This window comes from Massilia rhizosphaerae, assembly GCF_016093545.1.
GTDB classification, from domain to species: domain Bacteria; phylum Pseudomonadota; class Gammaproteobacteria; order Burkholderiales; family Burkholderiaceae_D; genus Telluria; species Telluria rhizosphaerae.
In genome coordinates this window covers 344,786-359,844 of record NZ_JADKYX010000001.1, presented here as the reverse complement: position 1 = coordinate 359,844, position 15,059 = coordinate 344,786, and the positions used below count along the sequence as shown (strand labels likewise).

Here is a 15,059-nt window from a genome sequence, read left to right as displayed (position 1 = left end):
GACCGCGTGACCGGCCGATGGCGCCTCGCCTGGGAGCACGGCAGCGCGGAAGTGCAATCGTTGGGCGCGATGCTCGGTCCGGTCACCTTGCGCATCGGCGACGAGCGCGAGCTGGACATCATGCACGTGGCGCCGTGGGCGGGCATGACGCGCGCCGGCAGCCTGCCCGGCATCATGCGCCGCCTGCGCGGCGAGTGGCCATGTCTGCCGTTCGGCTGCACCGAGCCGCCGGACGGCCTGCCGGCCACATGGCGCACGCACTTGCCGTCCGACGAATGGAACCACGGCTACGCGGCGAACCACCACTGGCGCTGCGTGTCCGCGAGCGAGACCCGCATCCATCTCGCCATCGATTACCCGCCAGGCTCGCCGATCGAACACATGGAGCGCGAGATCGCGGCCGATCCGCACGCTCCCGCCGTCGACATCGTGCTGCGCGTGTGGGCGCGGCGGCCGGCGCGCGTGCCCGCCGGCCTGCATCCGACGTTCCGCCTGCCGTCGGCGGCGGGACGGGTGCGCGTGGTCCTCGGTCCGCACGACGGCATTTTCAGCTACCCGGCGCATCCGGCCGGCGCCATCTCCCGCCTGCTGTCCGACACGCGCTCCGAATCGCTCGCCAGCCTGGCCGGCGTGGACGGCCCCGTCGACCTGGCGCACCTGCCGTTCGCCGCGCCGGCCGAGGAACTGCTGCAGGTGCGCGCCATCGGCGGCACTGGCGCCCAGGCCCCGCTCGCGCTGCACTACCTCGATTACGACGCCTGCGTCGGCCTGTGGTGGGACACGGCGCAGCTGCCCGACCTGCTGCTCTGGGTGAGCAACGGCGGGCGCATCCACTTCCCCTGGATGAGCAGTCACCTCGCGCTGGGCGCGGAACCGGTCAACAGCCTGTTCGACCTGGGCCGCGTCGCCACCGCGCCCGCCGACCATCCGCTGGCCGACCGGCTGGGCATCGCGATCGGGCCCGACGCCCCGTGGGAAACCCGCTACCGCATCGCCGCCTGGCCGCAGGCGTCCATCACCAACTCCGACTAGACAACGAACGCCATGGCACCCGACTTCCGCTCCTCCGATTTCCTGCTGGGCCACATCGCCGCCACCATGCGGTTCTACCATCCGCGCTGCATCGACCCGCGCGGCGGCTTCTATCACTTCTTCCGCGACGACGGCACCGTGTACGACCGCACGACGCGCCACCTCGTCAGCAGCACGCGCTTCGTCTTCAACTACGCGATGGCCTACCGCCGCCTCAAAGATCCGGACTACCTGGCGGCCGTCAGGCACGGCGTCGACTTCCTGCGCGGCGCGCACCGCGATCCGCACACGGGCGGCTACGCCTGGCTGCTGACATGGGATGGTCGCCGCAAGGACGTCCTCGACGGCGACAACCATTGCTACGGCCTCGCCTTCGTCATGCTGGCCTATGCCCATGCGCTGCAGGCCGGCCTGGCGGAAGCCCGCGCATACATCGACGAGACGTTCGCGCTGATGGAAGCTCGCTTCTGGCTGCCCGACCACGGCCTGTACGCCGACCAGGCCAGCGCCGACTGGTCCCGGCTCGACCCCTACCGCGGCCAGAACGCCAATATGCACGCCTGCGAAGCGCTGCTGGCGGCGTACGAGGCGACGCAGGAAGTGCGCTACCTGCACCGCGCCGAAGTCCTGGCCCGCAACATCACGGTGCGCCAGGCGGCACTGGCCGGCGGCTTCGTGTGGGAACACTACCGGCCCGACTGGTCGGTCGACTGGGACTACAACCGCGACGACAAGACCAACATCTTCCGCCCCTGGGGCTACCAGCCCGGCCACCTGACGGAATGGGCCAAGCTGCTCCTGCTGCTCGAACGCCACCGGAATCACCTGGCCGGCGGCGCCGACTGGCTGGCGCCGCGCGCCGTCGAACTGTTCGACGCCGCCCTGGCGCGCGCATGGGACGCGGAGCACGGCGGCATCTGCTACGGCTTCGGGCCGGACGACGCGATCTGCGACGGCGACAAGTATTTCTGGGTGCAGGCCGAGAGCTTCGCGGCCGCCGCGCTGCTGGCCGTGCGCACCGGGAACGGGGCGTACTGGGACCGGTACGACCGCATCTGGACGTACAGCTGGAATCACTTCGTCGACCATGAACACGGCGCCTGGTATCGCATCCTCGGCCAGGACAACCGCAAGCTCTCCGACGAAAAGAGCCCGGCCGGCAAGACCGACTACCACACGATGGGCGCCTGCTACGACGTGCTGCGCGCGCTGGAGGCGACGCGATGACGGGGCTGCCCCGCTTCGTCGCGGCCGGCGAGGCCTTGACGGACCTGCTCACGACGGGCCCCGGCACGTGGGAAAGCCGCACGGGCGGCTCGACGTGGAACGTGGCCCGCGTCGTCGCCCGCCTCGGCATCCCGAGCGCGTTCGCCGGCGCCGTCAGCCGCGACGTGTTCGGCAACGAGCTCGCCGCCGCCAACGCGGCCGCCGGCCTGGACGGCCGCTTCCTGCAGCAGGTCGACCAACCGCCGCTGCTGGCCGTGGTGCACTCGCTGCATCCGCCCCGCTACTTCTTCGTCGGCACGGACAGCGCCGACCTGCACTTCGATCCGCGCCGGCTGCCGGCCGGCTGGCAGGACGGCGCCGCGTGGGTCCATTTCGGCGGCATCAGCCTCGCGCGCGCGCCGCTCGCGGACACGCTCGTCGGGCTCGCGCAAGAGCTCAAGCGGCACGGCGCGAAGATCAGCTACGACCCCAACTTCCGCGCCCTGATGGACGAGGGTTACGACGCGACGCTGCGCGCGATGACCGCCGTGGCGGACGTCGTGAAGGTGTCCGACGAAGACTTGCGCGGGCTGTTCCGGCACGACGACGTGGATGCCGCCTTCGCCGCGCTGCGCGCCCTGAACCCGGCCGCGACCTATCTGTACACGCGCGGCGGCGACGGCGCCCACCTCGTCCGCCCGGACGGCGCGTGGCGCGCGGCCGCGCCGCACGTGACGGTCGTCGACACGGTCGGCGCCGGCGACGCCAGCATCGGCGCGCTGCTCTACAGCCTCATGACGTGGCCCGAGCGCGCCGGCGGCAGCCACCTGCGGTTCGCGGTGGCGGCCGGCACCTGCGCGTGCCGCCTGGCGGGCGCGCAGCCGCCCGCACTGGACGCCGTGCTGGCGCTCGCCGACGTCATCGCCGTGCAGCGCGAAGAGGTCCGGGCATGATCCGCCGGATCGATGCCGGCCTTGACTTCCCGGCGCCCGGCAAACAGTATCTCGCCACAGGCGGCGCAATAACGATAGCGAGGAGACAACCATGACAACGCGACAATCGCACTTCCGGTTCCTGTGCGGCTTCGTCTACATCTACTTTTTTGCCCAGGCGATGAGCATCTCGCTGCTCGCGCTGTGGCTGCGCTCGACGCTGAAGCTGTCGGGCACCGAGACGGGCATCGTCTTCTCGGCCAACTTCATCGCGGCCATGTGCTCGCAGCCGATCTACGGCTTCGTGTCGGACCGCGTGGGCACGCGCCGCAACATCCTGTGGACGGTGGCGGCGCTCGTCGCGTTGTCCGGCCTGTTCTTCACCTTGGTCTACGCCCCGCTGCTCAAGACGAACATCCTGCTGGGCGCGGTCCTCGGCGGCCTGTATCTCGGGGTCACCTTCATCGCGGGCAGCTATGCGATCGAGTCGTACGTCGACCGCATCGGCCGGCGCGACGGCTTCGAATACAGCCGCGTGAGGTTGTGGGGGTCGCTCGGATTCGCCAGCGCCGCCGTGTTCAGCGGCCGGATCTACAACGTCGACCCGGGCATCAACTTCGCGCTCGCCTCGTGCGCCGGCGTGCTGATGCTCGCCCTGCTGGCCGTGTGGCGCACCGGGCCGGCCGGCGACGACGTCCGCGCCAAGGACGGCGTGCGGCTGGCCGAAGCGTTCGCGCTGCTGCGCATGCCCGGCTTCTGGCGCTTCATGGTGTTCGTGCTGGGCGTCACGAACCTCTACCTCGTGTTCGACCAGCAGTTCTCGAATTATTTCGCGTCGCTGTTCCCGGACGTGCAGACCGGCGCCGCGATGTTCGGCTACCTGAATTCCACGCAGATCTTCCTGGAGGCGGGCGGCCTGTTCCTCGCGCCGCTGCTGGTGCGCCGCATCGGCGCCAAAAACGGCCTGCTGCTGGCCGGTTCGATCATGCTGGTGCGGATCGCCGGTTCCGGCCTCGCCGCCGGCCCCCTGTCGATTTCGGCGATGAAGCTGCTGCACTCGGTGGAGCTGCCGATCCTCGCCGTCTCGATCTTCCGCTACATCGCGCGCCACTTCGACAACCGCTTCGCGTCGACCGTGTACATGGTCGGCGTGAGCTTCGGCCACTCGATCGGCCTGGCCGCGCTGTCGCCGCTGGCCGGCATCGGCTACGACCGCATCGGCTACTCCGCCACCTATCTGGCGATGGCGGGCCTGGGCCTCGTCTTCCTCGTCCTGTCCGCCGTGTTCCTGCTGCCCACGCCGCCGGAGACCGTGACACCCGAGGCGGCGCCGCTGGCGGAGCCGGCCAAATGATTCATCAAGGAGCAAGCATGACCCGTCCCCTGAACCCGGCCACGATCGAGCCGCTGAACACCGCCGCCCTGCCGGCCCACTGGACCGCCGCCGTCGACAAGGCCGCCATCGACCGCGCGATCGACCGGGCGCTGGCCGCCATCGACCGCAACCTCGCGCACTTCGGCGACGCCTTCCCGATGCCGTCGTCCAAGAACGGCGTGTACGCCGCGATGGACAACACGGAATGGACCAACGGCTTCTGGACCGGCATGCTGTGGCTCGCCTACGAGCTGACGGGCGCCGCGCGCTACCGCGATGCCGCCCTGCGCCACGTGGCGAGTTTTCATACGCGCCAGCGCGAGCGCATCAACGTCAACCACCACGACCTCGGCTTCCTGTACAGCCTCTCGTGCGTCGCGGGCTGGCAGCTCACGGGCGAACCGCTGGCGGCGGAAGCGGCCCTGGGCGCCGCGCGCCTGCTGCTGGAACGCTACCTGCCGGGCGCCGGCATCATCCAGGCCTGGGGCGAACTGTCCGATCCGGCCCAGCGCGGCCGGATGATCATCGACTGCAACCTGAACCTGCCGCTGCTGTACTGGGCCGCCGACCACACGGGCGATAGCTCGTTCCGCGCGGCGGCCGACCGCCACATCGAGGCGGCCGCGCGCCACATCGTGCGCGCCGACGGCTCCACGTTCCACACGTTCTTCTTCGACCCGGCCAGCGGCGCGCCGCTGCACGGCAAGACGCACCAGGGCCACGCGGACGATTCGTGCTGGGCGCGCGGCCAGGCGTGGGGCATCTCGGGCTTCCCGCTCGTCTACCGCCACAACGGCGACGGCCGCCTCGTCGACCTCGCGAAGGTGCTGGCCAACTACTTCCTGAACCGCCTGCCGGCCGACGGCATCTGTTACTGGGATCTCGTGTTCACGTCCGGCGCCGAGCCGCGCGACAGCTCGGGCGCCGCCATCGCCGCCTGCGGCCTGCTGGAACTGGCGCGGCAACTGCCGCTCGCCGATCCGCTGCGCGCCACGTACGAGCACGCGGCGGCCGGGATGGTGGCCACGCTGGCCGGCGATTATGCCGACACGAGCGGCACGCCCGGCGCCGGCCTCCTGAAGCACGGCGTGTACCACAAGCCGAACGGCGTCGGCGTGGACGAGGCGTGCATCTGGGGCGACTATTTCTACCTGGAGGCGCTCGTGCGGCTCACGCGCACGTGGCGCCCGTACTGGTAACGGCGCGTCACTCGTGCGCCTCGGTCGATTCCCGCTCGACGAGCGTGAACGGCATCAGCCGGTGCTGCGGCATGTAGGACTGGCCGGCGCGGCGCGCACGGATATGCTCCACCAGCAGGGCCACGGCGCTGCGCGCCATTTCCGTGATCGGCTGGTGGATCGTCGTCAATTCCGGCCACACGGTCGTCGCGACGGGCGTGTCGTCGAAGCCGCAGACGGCGATGTCGTCCGGCACCTGCAGGTGCATGCCGTGGGCGACGGCGATGACGGCCGCCGCCATGTCGTCGTTACTGGCGAAGATCGCCGTCGGCCGCGTCGGCTGGGCCAGCAGCTCGCGCGCCGCCAGCAGGCCGGAACGGTACGTGAACATGCCCTGCGCCACCCGCTCGGCCGGCACGTGGTGGCCCGCCTCGCGCATGCCGTCGATGAAGGCCTGGTAGCGCAGCTGCGCCGGCGTGTGTTCCGGGTCGCCCTTGATGAAGCCGATGTCCGTGTGGCCCAGCGCCAGCAGGTGCTTCGTCATCGTCAGCGCGCCCTCGTAGTCGTCGATGCGCACGGCCGACATCTGCGGCGACGGTTTCGCGGTCGCCACCGCGACCGACGGAATGCCCAGCTCCCCCAGCTGCTTGAGGGCGGCCTTGGAGTCGCACAGCGGCGGCGGCACGAGGATGCCGTCGGCGCCGTCCGCGATCAGGCGCTCGATCGCCTTGCGCTGGCTGCGCAGGTTGTCGCAGTTCTCGAGGATCAGGTGGGCGCCCGTCTGGCTGCACTCGCCGAGGGCCCCGACGAGGAAGGCGCTGAGGAACGCGGCGCTGGGGTTGCTGTACAACAGGCCCACGCGCAGCGTGCCGATGCGCGCCGCGCGCGCCGCCACGTTGACCTGGTAGTTCAGTTCGCCGATCGCGCGGTTGACCTTTTCCCGCGTCTTGTCGCTGACGCTGGCGTTGCCGTTGATGACGCGCGAGACGGTCATCGCGGAGACGCCGGCCTTTTGAGCCACGTCCCATACCGTCGCACCGCCTGTCGGGCGGTCGCCCTGCTTGGATTCACTACTCATCGAATTATTGTCCTGTTTTGCCGGCCTGGCGATGTTATCGATTTCAAAGAATACATCCGGTGCCACATCATACCGCCGGGCCAGCGGAAACGCCACTTCTGACAACCAGTCATGGCGGACGTATGTATGCGTTCCAGGTACCGTTATGCGGCCTGGATTTCCTTGATAGCGTCAATCCCGCAATGCTAACATGAGATCGATAACAGCCCCAAATGAAGGAGACTTGCTTGCCCACCCTGCCGCTTTCCCGTCAACCTGACCGCCAACCCGCCCGCACGCGGACCGCCGCCGCCCTGCTGCTCGCCCTGGCCGCCGTAGCCGGATGCCCCGGCGCCACCGCCGCCCCGGCTGCCGCCGGGCCTGCCGCCGCCGCGAACGACCTGGCCGGCGCGCCCTGGATCGCCGACCTCGGCGACGGCCGCTACCGCAATCCCGTGCTGCACGCCGACTATTCCGATCCCGACGCGATCCGCGTCGGCGACAAGTTCTACATGACGGCGTCCAGCTTCAACAACGCGCCCGGCCTGCCCCTGCTCGAATCTCCCGACCTGGTGAACTGGACCCTCGTCGGCCACGCCCTGCCCCGCCTGGAGCCGGCCGCCGTGTTCGCCCGCCCGCAATACGGCAAGGGCGTGTGGGCGCCGTGCCTGCGCTGGCACGACGGCCGCTTCTGGATCTTCTATCCGGACCCCGACTACGGCGTGTACGTGATCACGGCCGAGCATTTCGCCGGCCCGTGGAGCGCGCCGCGGCTGCTGTTGCCGGGACGCGGCATCATCGACCCCACGCCGCTGTGGGACGACGACGGCAACGCCTACCTGCTGCACGCGTGGGCGAAAAGCCGGGCCGGCATCAACAACGTGCTGACCCTGCGCCGCATGGACCGCGGGGCCACGCGCATGCTGGACGACGGCGGCAAGATCATCATCGACGGCGCGCGCTATCCCGGCTACCACACGGTCGAAGGGCCGAAGTTCTACAAGGCGCACGGCTATTACTATGTGTTCGCGCCCGCGGGCGGCGTGGAGATGGGCTGGCAGGCCGTGTTCCGCTCGCGCACCATCGACGGTCCGTACGAGGCTCGCCGCGTCATGGACCAGGGCGACACCCCGATCAACGGCCCGCACCAGGGCGCCTGGGTCGACGCGCCGGACGGCAAGGATTGGTTCCTGCACTTCCAGGACAAGGGCGCCTACGGCCGCGTCGTGCACCTGCAGCCGATGCGCTGGCACGACGACTGGCCGATCATCGGCGCGCCCGGACCCAAGCCGGGCGTGGGCGAACCCGTGATCACGTACACGAAGCCGGTGCAGGGCTTCGGCCCCGCCGCGCCGGCCACCAGCGACGCGTTCGCCGGCCCGGCGCTCGGCCCGCAATGGCAATGGGCCGCGAATCCGGCGCCCGGCTGGTATTCGCTGACCGAGAACCCTGGCCACCTGCGCCTCGCCACCCAGGTCGTGCCGGAAGCGGACGGCTATGTGCGGGCGGCGGGCGCGATCCTCACGCAGAAGGCGCCGGCCACGCGCTTTATCGTCGACACGCGCGTGCGCCTGGCGAACGCCGTCGACGGCGACCGCGCGGGCCTGATCGTCAACGCCATGCAGTACACGTGGCTGGGCCTGCGCCGCAACGCCGGCAGGACGGAACTGGTGCGCACCGTGTGCGGCCCGTTCGGCCCGCGCTGCCGCGAGGAGTCCACCGTCGTGCTGGCCGACGCGCCGGACTCGCTGGTCCTGCGCATGGCGATGAACGAGAACGCGTTCGTCGGCTTTTCGTACAGCCTCGATGGCCGCACGTTCAAGCCGGCGGGCGACGCGTTCCCCGTCACCCGCGGCACGTGGGTCGGCGCGCAGGTGGGCCTGTTCAGCGTCGGCTCGCGGGCGCGCGCGCAGCACTCGTTCCTGGAAGCCGATTATTTCAACGTGACGGCGCCGGGCCCGGGCCCGTACTGACAGCACAGGTCGCGGCCGGGACGACCCGGCCGCGACACTCACGGCGCCGGCGTCGGTGTCGCCCGGATCGCGACGACGGCGATCGATCGCGCCGGCAGGGTCATGTGCAGCTTGCCATGCGCGGCGCGCGGCGCGAATGGAACGGGTGCCACCGATGGCGGGGCCGCCAACGTCTTGTGCGCATCCACCGCTGACGCAGTCAGGATGCTTCCACTTGCACCGCGGGGCCTGGAGCCGATCACGCCGACGTCGACGGCCACCGCATCCGGCTTCGTGTTGACGAGCGAAAGGTACAAGGTACCATCCCTGGACCGTGCCGCCGAGGCGCTGACCGTCGGTGCAGCGGAGGCGCCGATCGCCCGCGTACCCTGGTCGACCCGCACGGGCAGCGCGACCGCCCCCTGAAACGGCACATGCATCCGGAATGCGTAGTAGGCCGGCGTCAAGACGACCCGGTCGCCTTGCGCCAGGAACAGCGCCTGGTCCGCCTGCGCCAGGCTCGCCATGGCCACGCGACCGGCAAACGCGTGGAAGACGTGGAATCGCAGTGCCACGGCGAGCGCATCGCCCAATGCATCCTGGCGCCGGGCGAACGCCCGGTCGGGTCGGATACGCCATTCGTCGGCGACAAGCCGCAATTTCCTGGCTGGATCGTTGCCGTCGAGCGCGGCGATATGCTGCGCAATGCCGCCCTTCTCGCCGTCGCGGATGCCGATCGCATCGCGGTAGTCGCGAATGCGTTCGTTCTTGCTGATCTCCCCTGTCCACGCCGCATCGCCGCCGCTGGCGACGAGCCTGGGCGGCGTGCCGCTTCTCGCCTTGACGAACACCGCGTACTGGTTGTACAAGTCGGCGTAGTAGTCGGCCTTCATGCCGCCGCCGCAGCCCCAGCTCTCGTTCCCGATACCGAAATACGCTACCTTGAACGGCATGGGATGCCCGTTCTTCGCCCGCAGTTGCGCCAGCGTCGACTCACCCCCCGAAGTCATGTACTCGATCCAGTCCGCCGCTTCACGCGGCGAGCCCGTGCCGACGTTCCCGACCACGTGCGCGTCCGCTCCGATCGACTCGACCAGGTCGAAGAATTCATGCGTGCCGACGGCATGCCCGTGTTCGCGATCGTCACCGTGCGCACCGATGCCGTCGCGCCAATGGTAGGTGTCGGCGGCGCATCCGCCCGGCCAGCGCACGACCGGGACATGCAGATCCTTGAGCGCATCGACCATGTCCTTGCGCCAGCCGCGGATATTTGCGACCGGCGACCCCGGCCCGACCCACATTGCGCCGCCCGACAGTCCGATGGACTGGCCGTAGAGGTCCTTGTTGATCACCGGCCCCGGGTGGACCGCGTCGATGGTGACGGCGACTTGCGACGTGGCGGCGGCGCTGGCGGCGGCCGCGAGCATCGATAACCCGAGCACCGCATGCTTGATCGATTTCATGCTGATTCCCTCTGAAAAAACCTTGGCCGTGCGCCGGCGCCCGCGCACGCGCGCCGGCGCCCGGCTCACTCGTCAATCGCCAGTACCGCAACGGACTTCGCGGGCAGCCTGACAACGAGCTTGCCATGGTCCGCATCGGACCGTAGGGGCGCAGGAAACACGGCATCAGGCATGGCGAAGGAGTTGTGCGCGTCCATCGCGGGCGCAGTCAAGACGCTCCCCTCCGCCGACACCGCCTTCGCGCCCGCGACCCGCACCGTCACGTCGACCGCGTTGTGCGGATCGGCATTCACCAGGCCGAGATGCAGCTTGCCGTCCTTGCCGCGCGCGGCCGAGACACTGACGGCCGGGATGGCCGTCGGGCCCAGCCTGTATTGCGGATTGCCATCGACCTTCACCGGCAACGTGGTCGCATCCTGGAACGGCACGTACATCCTGAAAACGTAATAGGTCGGCGTCAGCACCATTCGATCGCCATCGGTCAGGATCATCGCCTGCAGCACGTTCACCATCTGCGCGATATTGGCCATGCTCACCCGTTCGGCGTGCGCGTGGAAGATGTGGAAGTGCAACGCCGCCACCAGCGCGTCGCGCAGGGAATTCTGCTGCTGCAGGAAGCGCGGGTTGGTGCCGGGCGTGGGATCGTACCAGGTACCCCATTCGTCGACGGCGATGGTGTACTTCTTCCCGGGATCGGTCTTGTCGAGCCTGGCGACGTTCGCGGCAATGAGTTCGTCCATGTGCAGCGCGTCCTTCAGCGCCGAGATCCATTGGTCCTCGCCGAAGCCGGTCGCCGCACCCTTCGTTTTCGTGCCGCGGCCCGGCACCGTGTAGTAGTGCAAGCTGATCGCGCTCGCGTTCGCGCGAATGTGCCGGCTCAGGTAATCGGTCCAGGCGACGTCGCCGTCCAGTCCGCCGGCGGCGATGAGTGCCGGCATGGCGTCCGGCGTGGTACGGACGAACGTCGCGTAATGGTTGTACAGGTCGGTGTAGTGCCGCGCTGTCATATTGCCGCCGCATCCCCAGCTCTCGTTGCCGAGACCGAAGAACGCCACCTTGAACGGTGCGGGGTGTCCGTTCTTGGCGCGCAACCGGGCGAGGGCCGACTGCCCGTTCGCCGTCATGTACTCGATCCATTCCGCCATGTCCCGCGCCGAGCCCGTGCCGACGTTGCCGTTGACGTAAGCCTCGGCGCCGAGCTGGTCGACCAGGTCGAAGAACTCGTGGGTGCCGACCGCGTTGGTTTCCTTGACGCCGCCCCAATTGGCGTTGATCTTGACGGGCCGCTGGTCGCGCGGACCGATACCGTCGCGCCACGCATAATCATCGGCGAAACAGCCGCCCGGCCAGCGCACCACCGGCACGTGCAAAGCTTTCAGCGCACCGACGGCGTCGCTGCGCCAACCGCGGGTGTTCTCGATCGGCGATTCCGGGCCCACCCACAGGCCGCCGTACACGCCGGTGCCGAGATGCTCGACAAACTGGCCATACACATTCTTGTCGATGACCGGCCCCGGACGTGTCGCGTCGATCAAGACGTGCACTTGCTGAGTTGCACAAGCCATCGTCGCGGCAAACACGCCGGCGGCAATGACGGGCAGACGGATCCACTTCATGACGCAGTCCTCGGGTCGCGGAGATTTTCAGGAGCAAAAACGGCCGGACCGTACCGGTGGCAATCGCCCGGTACGGTCCGGCGCCGGCCGCGGGATGCGGCCGGCGGGGTCGCCACGATGGCGTTCCCTCTATCAGAACTTGTAGCGCAGGCCGACGCTGAACGTGCGCCCGTTCTCGAAGTGCTGCAACTCGCGGCCCGTCTCGTACGTCTGCGCTTCGCCGATGAAGCGGTTCGGCGCCTTGTCGGTGAGGTTGGACGCGGTGAAGGCGAGGGTCGCGTGATCGTCGATCGCGTAGTTGAGCGACGCGTCAAGCAGGCCATAGGCCGCGATGTAGCCGCTGCCGAGCGGCGTCATCGGGTTCACGCCACCCCACAGCTGGGACGAACGCCACGTGTACACGAGGCGCGCGGACAGTTTCTTGTCCTCGTACATGCCGGAGAGGCTGTAGCTGTTCTTCGACACGAACGGCTGCTGCGTCGTGAGGTAGAGCGGCTTCGTCGCCGTACCCGCGTTGACGGGATTGGCAGTATCCACGTAGGTGTACGAACCCGACACACCGAAGTTCTTCAGCCACTCGTAGCTGCCGTTGAAGAACCATTGGCCCGACAATTCGATGCCGCGTGCGAAACCGGGCTCCGCGTTCACCGGCCGAGTGACCAGGTATTGGCCGTCCGAGCAGGAGTTGGACGACGCGCCGGCATAGGGCACGGCGAACGGCACCGTCATGCATTGCGCGAGGTTGCTGAAGAAACCCTTGATCTTCTTGTCGAACACGGCGGCCGACACGTAGTTCGTGGCGTTGAAATAGCGCTCGAGCGAGAAGTCGAAGCTGTCGGCGACCTGCGGATGCAGGCTCGCATTCCCCATGTTGCCCGAACCGTCGGCGTAGACATTAATGTGCGGATTCAGCGAACCGAGGTCGGGGCGCGTCATCCCGCGACCATAGCCGAAGCGCGCCAGGAAATCCTTCTGGATTTCATAAGTCGCGTTGAACGTCGGCAGGACGTTGGTGTACGACGTCGATTGCGAGTAGTCGACATACGTCGTCGTCGCCGCCGTCAAGTCCTGGTTGCGCGCCGTAGCCGCCGACTTCGTGCGGACCACGCGCACGCCGACATTGCCCTTGAGACGGTCGTCCAGTCCAGAAAACTCGCCGACGAGATAAGCGGCCAGCGTGTTCTCGCTCATCAGACGGTGCGCCGCCTGATTTTCCGGGAAGCTTCCCTCGGCCGGGATGCCGGCATTCGGGAACTGTCCCCTCACCTGGTTGCCCAGCAGGGCATCCGGGTTGTAGACCAGATAGCCGCCCGAATAGCCTGCGGTGCCGTCCATATAGTTCGTCGGTGCGGTCTGCAGCACACCCGTGTTGCTCGCCACCGAGATCCCATTCGAGCGATCCGCCGCGAGCGCCTTGCCATTCGTCGTCAACAAGCGACCGAAGCCGTGGTCGGTGAACAGGCTTTGCTGGTGCGCGAAACGCGTACCGAATTTCAGCTTGTCGAAGAAACCGCTGTCGAACGTGTAGGCGCCGTCCAGCGCGGCCGCGCCCCCTTTGTCGTCCCAGGTCAGGTAGGTGACCGGATACTGGTTATAGACGAAGTTGCCCGGATCGGACAGGCTCGGCCCACTGATGGCGATCTGGTGCGGCAGCCCGTCCGCGACACGCGCCACGTCCCACGACAGGCCCGCTGCACCGGCCATTTCGACGCGGCGGTTGTCCTGCTTGCGGTCCGCCTTGATGTACGAGACATCGGCCTTCAGCGACAACGCGCTGGTCGGGCTCCACTCGACACCGCCGGCCCCGATCCAGGTCGAGTAAGGGCTGTGCTCGTCGCCACCCCACGGCCGCACCTGAGAGTTGAGGAATGTCCCGCTCTGCAGGCGCTGGGTCGTCAGCACATCGTCGCTGCCGCCGTTTATATTACGGTTGGCAAGGCCTTCGGTCACGGCAAACGGCGCAGTCTGCAGGTTCTGGACATTGCCGCCATTGTCGATGAACACGAAGCGATAATTCTGGTGGTAGACGTAACCGGTGTAGTTGGTCTCCACATAGAATCGCAGGGTGTTGTCGACGCGGTAGTCGGCCGCGAGATTCAGGCCCTTACGCTGACGCATGATGGTTTCTTCGAACACGTGGGTGTTCACGGCCGGCGTCGAGATGATGTTGGCGACCTGGTCCGGCGTGAGTCCGGCCGTGTTCGGCACATTGACGCCCACGGTCGACGAAGTCGCGAGGGTCGGCACGCTGGCAAGGTAGCTCACGTCGTTACGGCCGACGTACTTCGCCATCGGCTTGCCGGCGTCGTTCGTCGTATTCGACGCGGCCAGGTTCGCGTATTCGGCGCTGTCGGCGCGGACGACGCGGCGGTAATCCGGCGCACGGTTGGCCGGCGTGCTGTCGGAACGTCCGGTACTCTTCTGGAAAGCGAACGCGGCCATGACGCCGATGCGCGAACCGCCACCGAGATCGAAGCGGTTGGCGAGCAAGCCGAACAATTCCGGATCGGTTTTCTTGGCCACCTCGTTATAGCGCGCATTCGTGCTCAGCGCGGCGGTCAGGCCCTTGAAGTCGCTCGGATTGCGGGTGCGGATATTCACCAGGCCGCCGATGGCGCCTTCGATGTGTTCGGCGGACGGATTCTTATAGACGTCGACGCCGGCGATCATGCCGGGGATCGCGTCCTCGATGTTGAACTCCCGTGCGCCGGCGGTAAAGTAGGCGCGGCCATTGACCTGCGATGCGGTCTGGCCCGCCAGGCCGCGGATGGTCAGGCCCGAGCCGTAACCGGCCGGCGACGCACCTTCGCCGCCGTAGCGGTAGCCCTGCACGCCGGGAAGACGGGTCAGCGTCTCCGCGACGTTCGGGTCGGGCAGCTTGCCGATATCCTCCGCCGTGATCGAGTCCACGACTTCCATGGTATCGCGCTTGATCGCGACGGACGACTGGGCGCTGGCGCGCAGGCCGGTCACGACGACGGTGTTGGCATCCGCCTGCTGTGCGAACGCGTTGCCCGCGAAGGCTTGTGCGAGCGCGACCGCCACGACCGACATCTTCGGTCCGATGTGATTCTGCTTCATTCTGTTCTCCTCTGTAGTGCCTGGTGGTATGTGCCGGCTTCGTATGGCCGGCGCTTTAGGTATCGATAACAAATCCGTTTTGAATTATACGTGCCATCCTTCCTTGTATTAATGCATTTACGAAATATTATGTGGCGTGTGGTATCGACGCCACGGCCCGGGACGCA

The 15,059-nt window shown here is 68.0% G+C and carries 10 protein-coding genes; 6 read left to right on the top strand and 4 right to left on the bottom strand.

The window, feature by feature from the left end; genetic code table 11:
- The first annotated feature begins 6 nt into the window (after positions 1-6).
- The 5 genes from ISF28_RS01550 (at position 7) to ISF28_RS01530 (ending at position 5,744) form a co-directional block, all read left to right on the top strand.
- On the top strand, positions 7-1,032 hold the full coding sequence (locus ISF28_RS01550; RefSeq protein ID WP_198115375.1) for an aldose epimerase family protein: 1,026 nt from the start codon (positions 7-9) through the stop codon (positions 1,030-1,032).
- Positions 1,033-1,044: 12 nt separating this feature from the next.
- A complete protein-coding gene (locus tag ISF28_RS01545) occupies positions 1,045-2,259 on the top strand; it encodes an AGE family epimerase/isomerase (protein WP_198115374.1) in 1,215 nt (404 codons plus the stop codon).
- Positions 2,256-3,191: a carbohydrate kinase family protein gene (locus tag ISF28_RS01540; RefSeq protein WP_198115373.1), complete on the top strand. Its 936-nt coding sequence runs from the start codon at positions 2,256-2,258 to the stop codon at positions 3,189-3,191. Before ISF28_RS01545 ends, ISF28_RS01540 begins: the two co-directional genes overlap by 4 nt.
- A gap of 91 nt (positions 3,192-3,282) precedes the next feature.
- Positions 3,283-4,524 carry an oligosaccharide MFS transporter gene (locus ISF28_RS01535; RefSeq protein WP_198115372.1) on the top strand — a complete coding sequence of 414 codons (1,242 nt, stop codon included), beginning with the start codon at positions 3,283-3,285 and terminating at the stop codon, positions 4,522-4,524.
- A gap of 17 nt (positions 4,525-4,541) precedes the next feature.
- Entirely contained in the window at positions 4,542-5,744 is a 1,203-nt protein-coding gene (locus tag ISF28_RS01530; RefSeq protein WP_198115371.1) for a glycoside hydrolase family 88 protein, read from the top strand.
- A gap of 7 nt (positions 5,745-5,751) precedes the next feature.
- On the opposite strand, the gene ISF28_RS01525 is transcribed toward ISF28_RS01530, so the two are convergent.
- Positions 5,752-6,801 (bottom strand): LacI family DNA-binding transcriptional regulator, encoded by a 1,050-nt coding sequence (locus ISF28_RS01525; RefSeq protein WP_198115370.1) that lies wholly within the window; start codon positions 6,799-6,801, stop codon positions 5,752-5,754.
- A gap of 227 nt (positions 6,802-7,028) precedes the next feature.
- Here ISF28_RS01525 and ISF28_RS01520 point away from each other — a divergent pair, with 227 nt between their 5' ends.
- Positions 7,029-8,753: a glycoside hydrolase family 43 protein gene (locus ISF28_RS01520; protein WP_267876929.1), complete on the top strand. Its 1,725-nt coding sequence runs from the start codon at positions 7,029-7,031 to the stop codon at positions 8,751-8,753.
- Positions 8,754-8,791: 38 nt separating this feature from the next.
- On the opposite strand, the gene ISF28_RS01515 is transcribed toward ISF28_RS01520, so the two are convergent.
- The 3 genes from ISF28_RS01515 to ISF28_RS01505 all read right to left on the bottom strand — a co-directional run bounded on the left by ISF28_RS01515 (position 8,792) and on the right by ISF28_RS01505 (position 14,892).
- The gene (locus ISF28_RS01515; RefSeq protein WP_198115369.1) at positions 8,792-10,195 is read right to left on the bottom strand and encodes an alpha-L-arabinofuranosidase C-terminal domain-containing protein; all 1,404 of its coding nucleotides are present in this window, start codon (positions 10,193-10,195) and stop codon (positions 8,792-8,794) included.
- 65 nt (positions 10,196-10,260) lie between these two features.
- On the bottom strand, positions 10,261-11,811 hold the full coding sequence (locus ISF28_RS01510) for an alpha-N-arabinofuranosidase (RefSeq protein WP_198115368.1): 1,551 nt from the start codon (positions 11,809-11,811) through the stop codon (positions 10,261-10,263).
- Between the two features lie 132 nt (positions 11,812-11,943).
- The gene (locus ISF28_RS01505; protein WP_198115367.1) at positions 11,944-14,892 is read right to left on the bottom strand and encodes a TonB-dependent receptor; all 2,949 of its coding nucleotides are present in this window, start codon (positions 14,890-14,892) and stop codon (positions 11,944-11,946) included.
- Between the last annotated feature and the right edge of the window lie 167 nt (positions 14,893-15,059).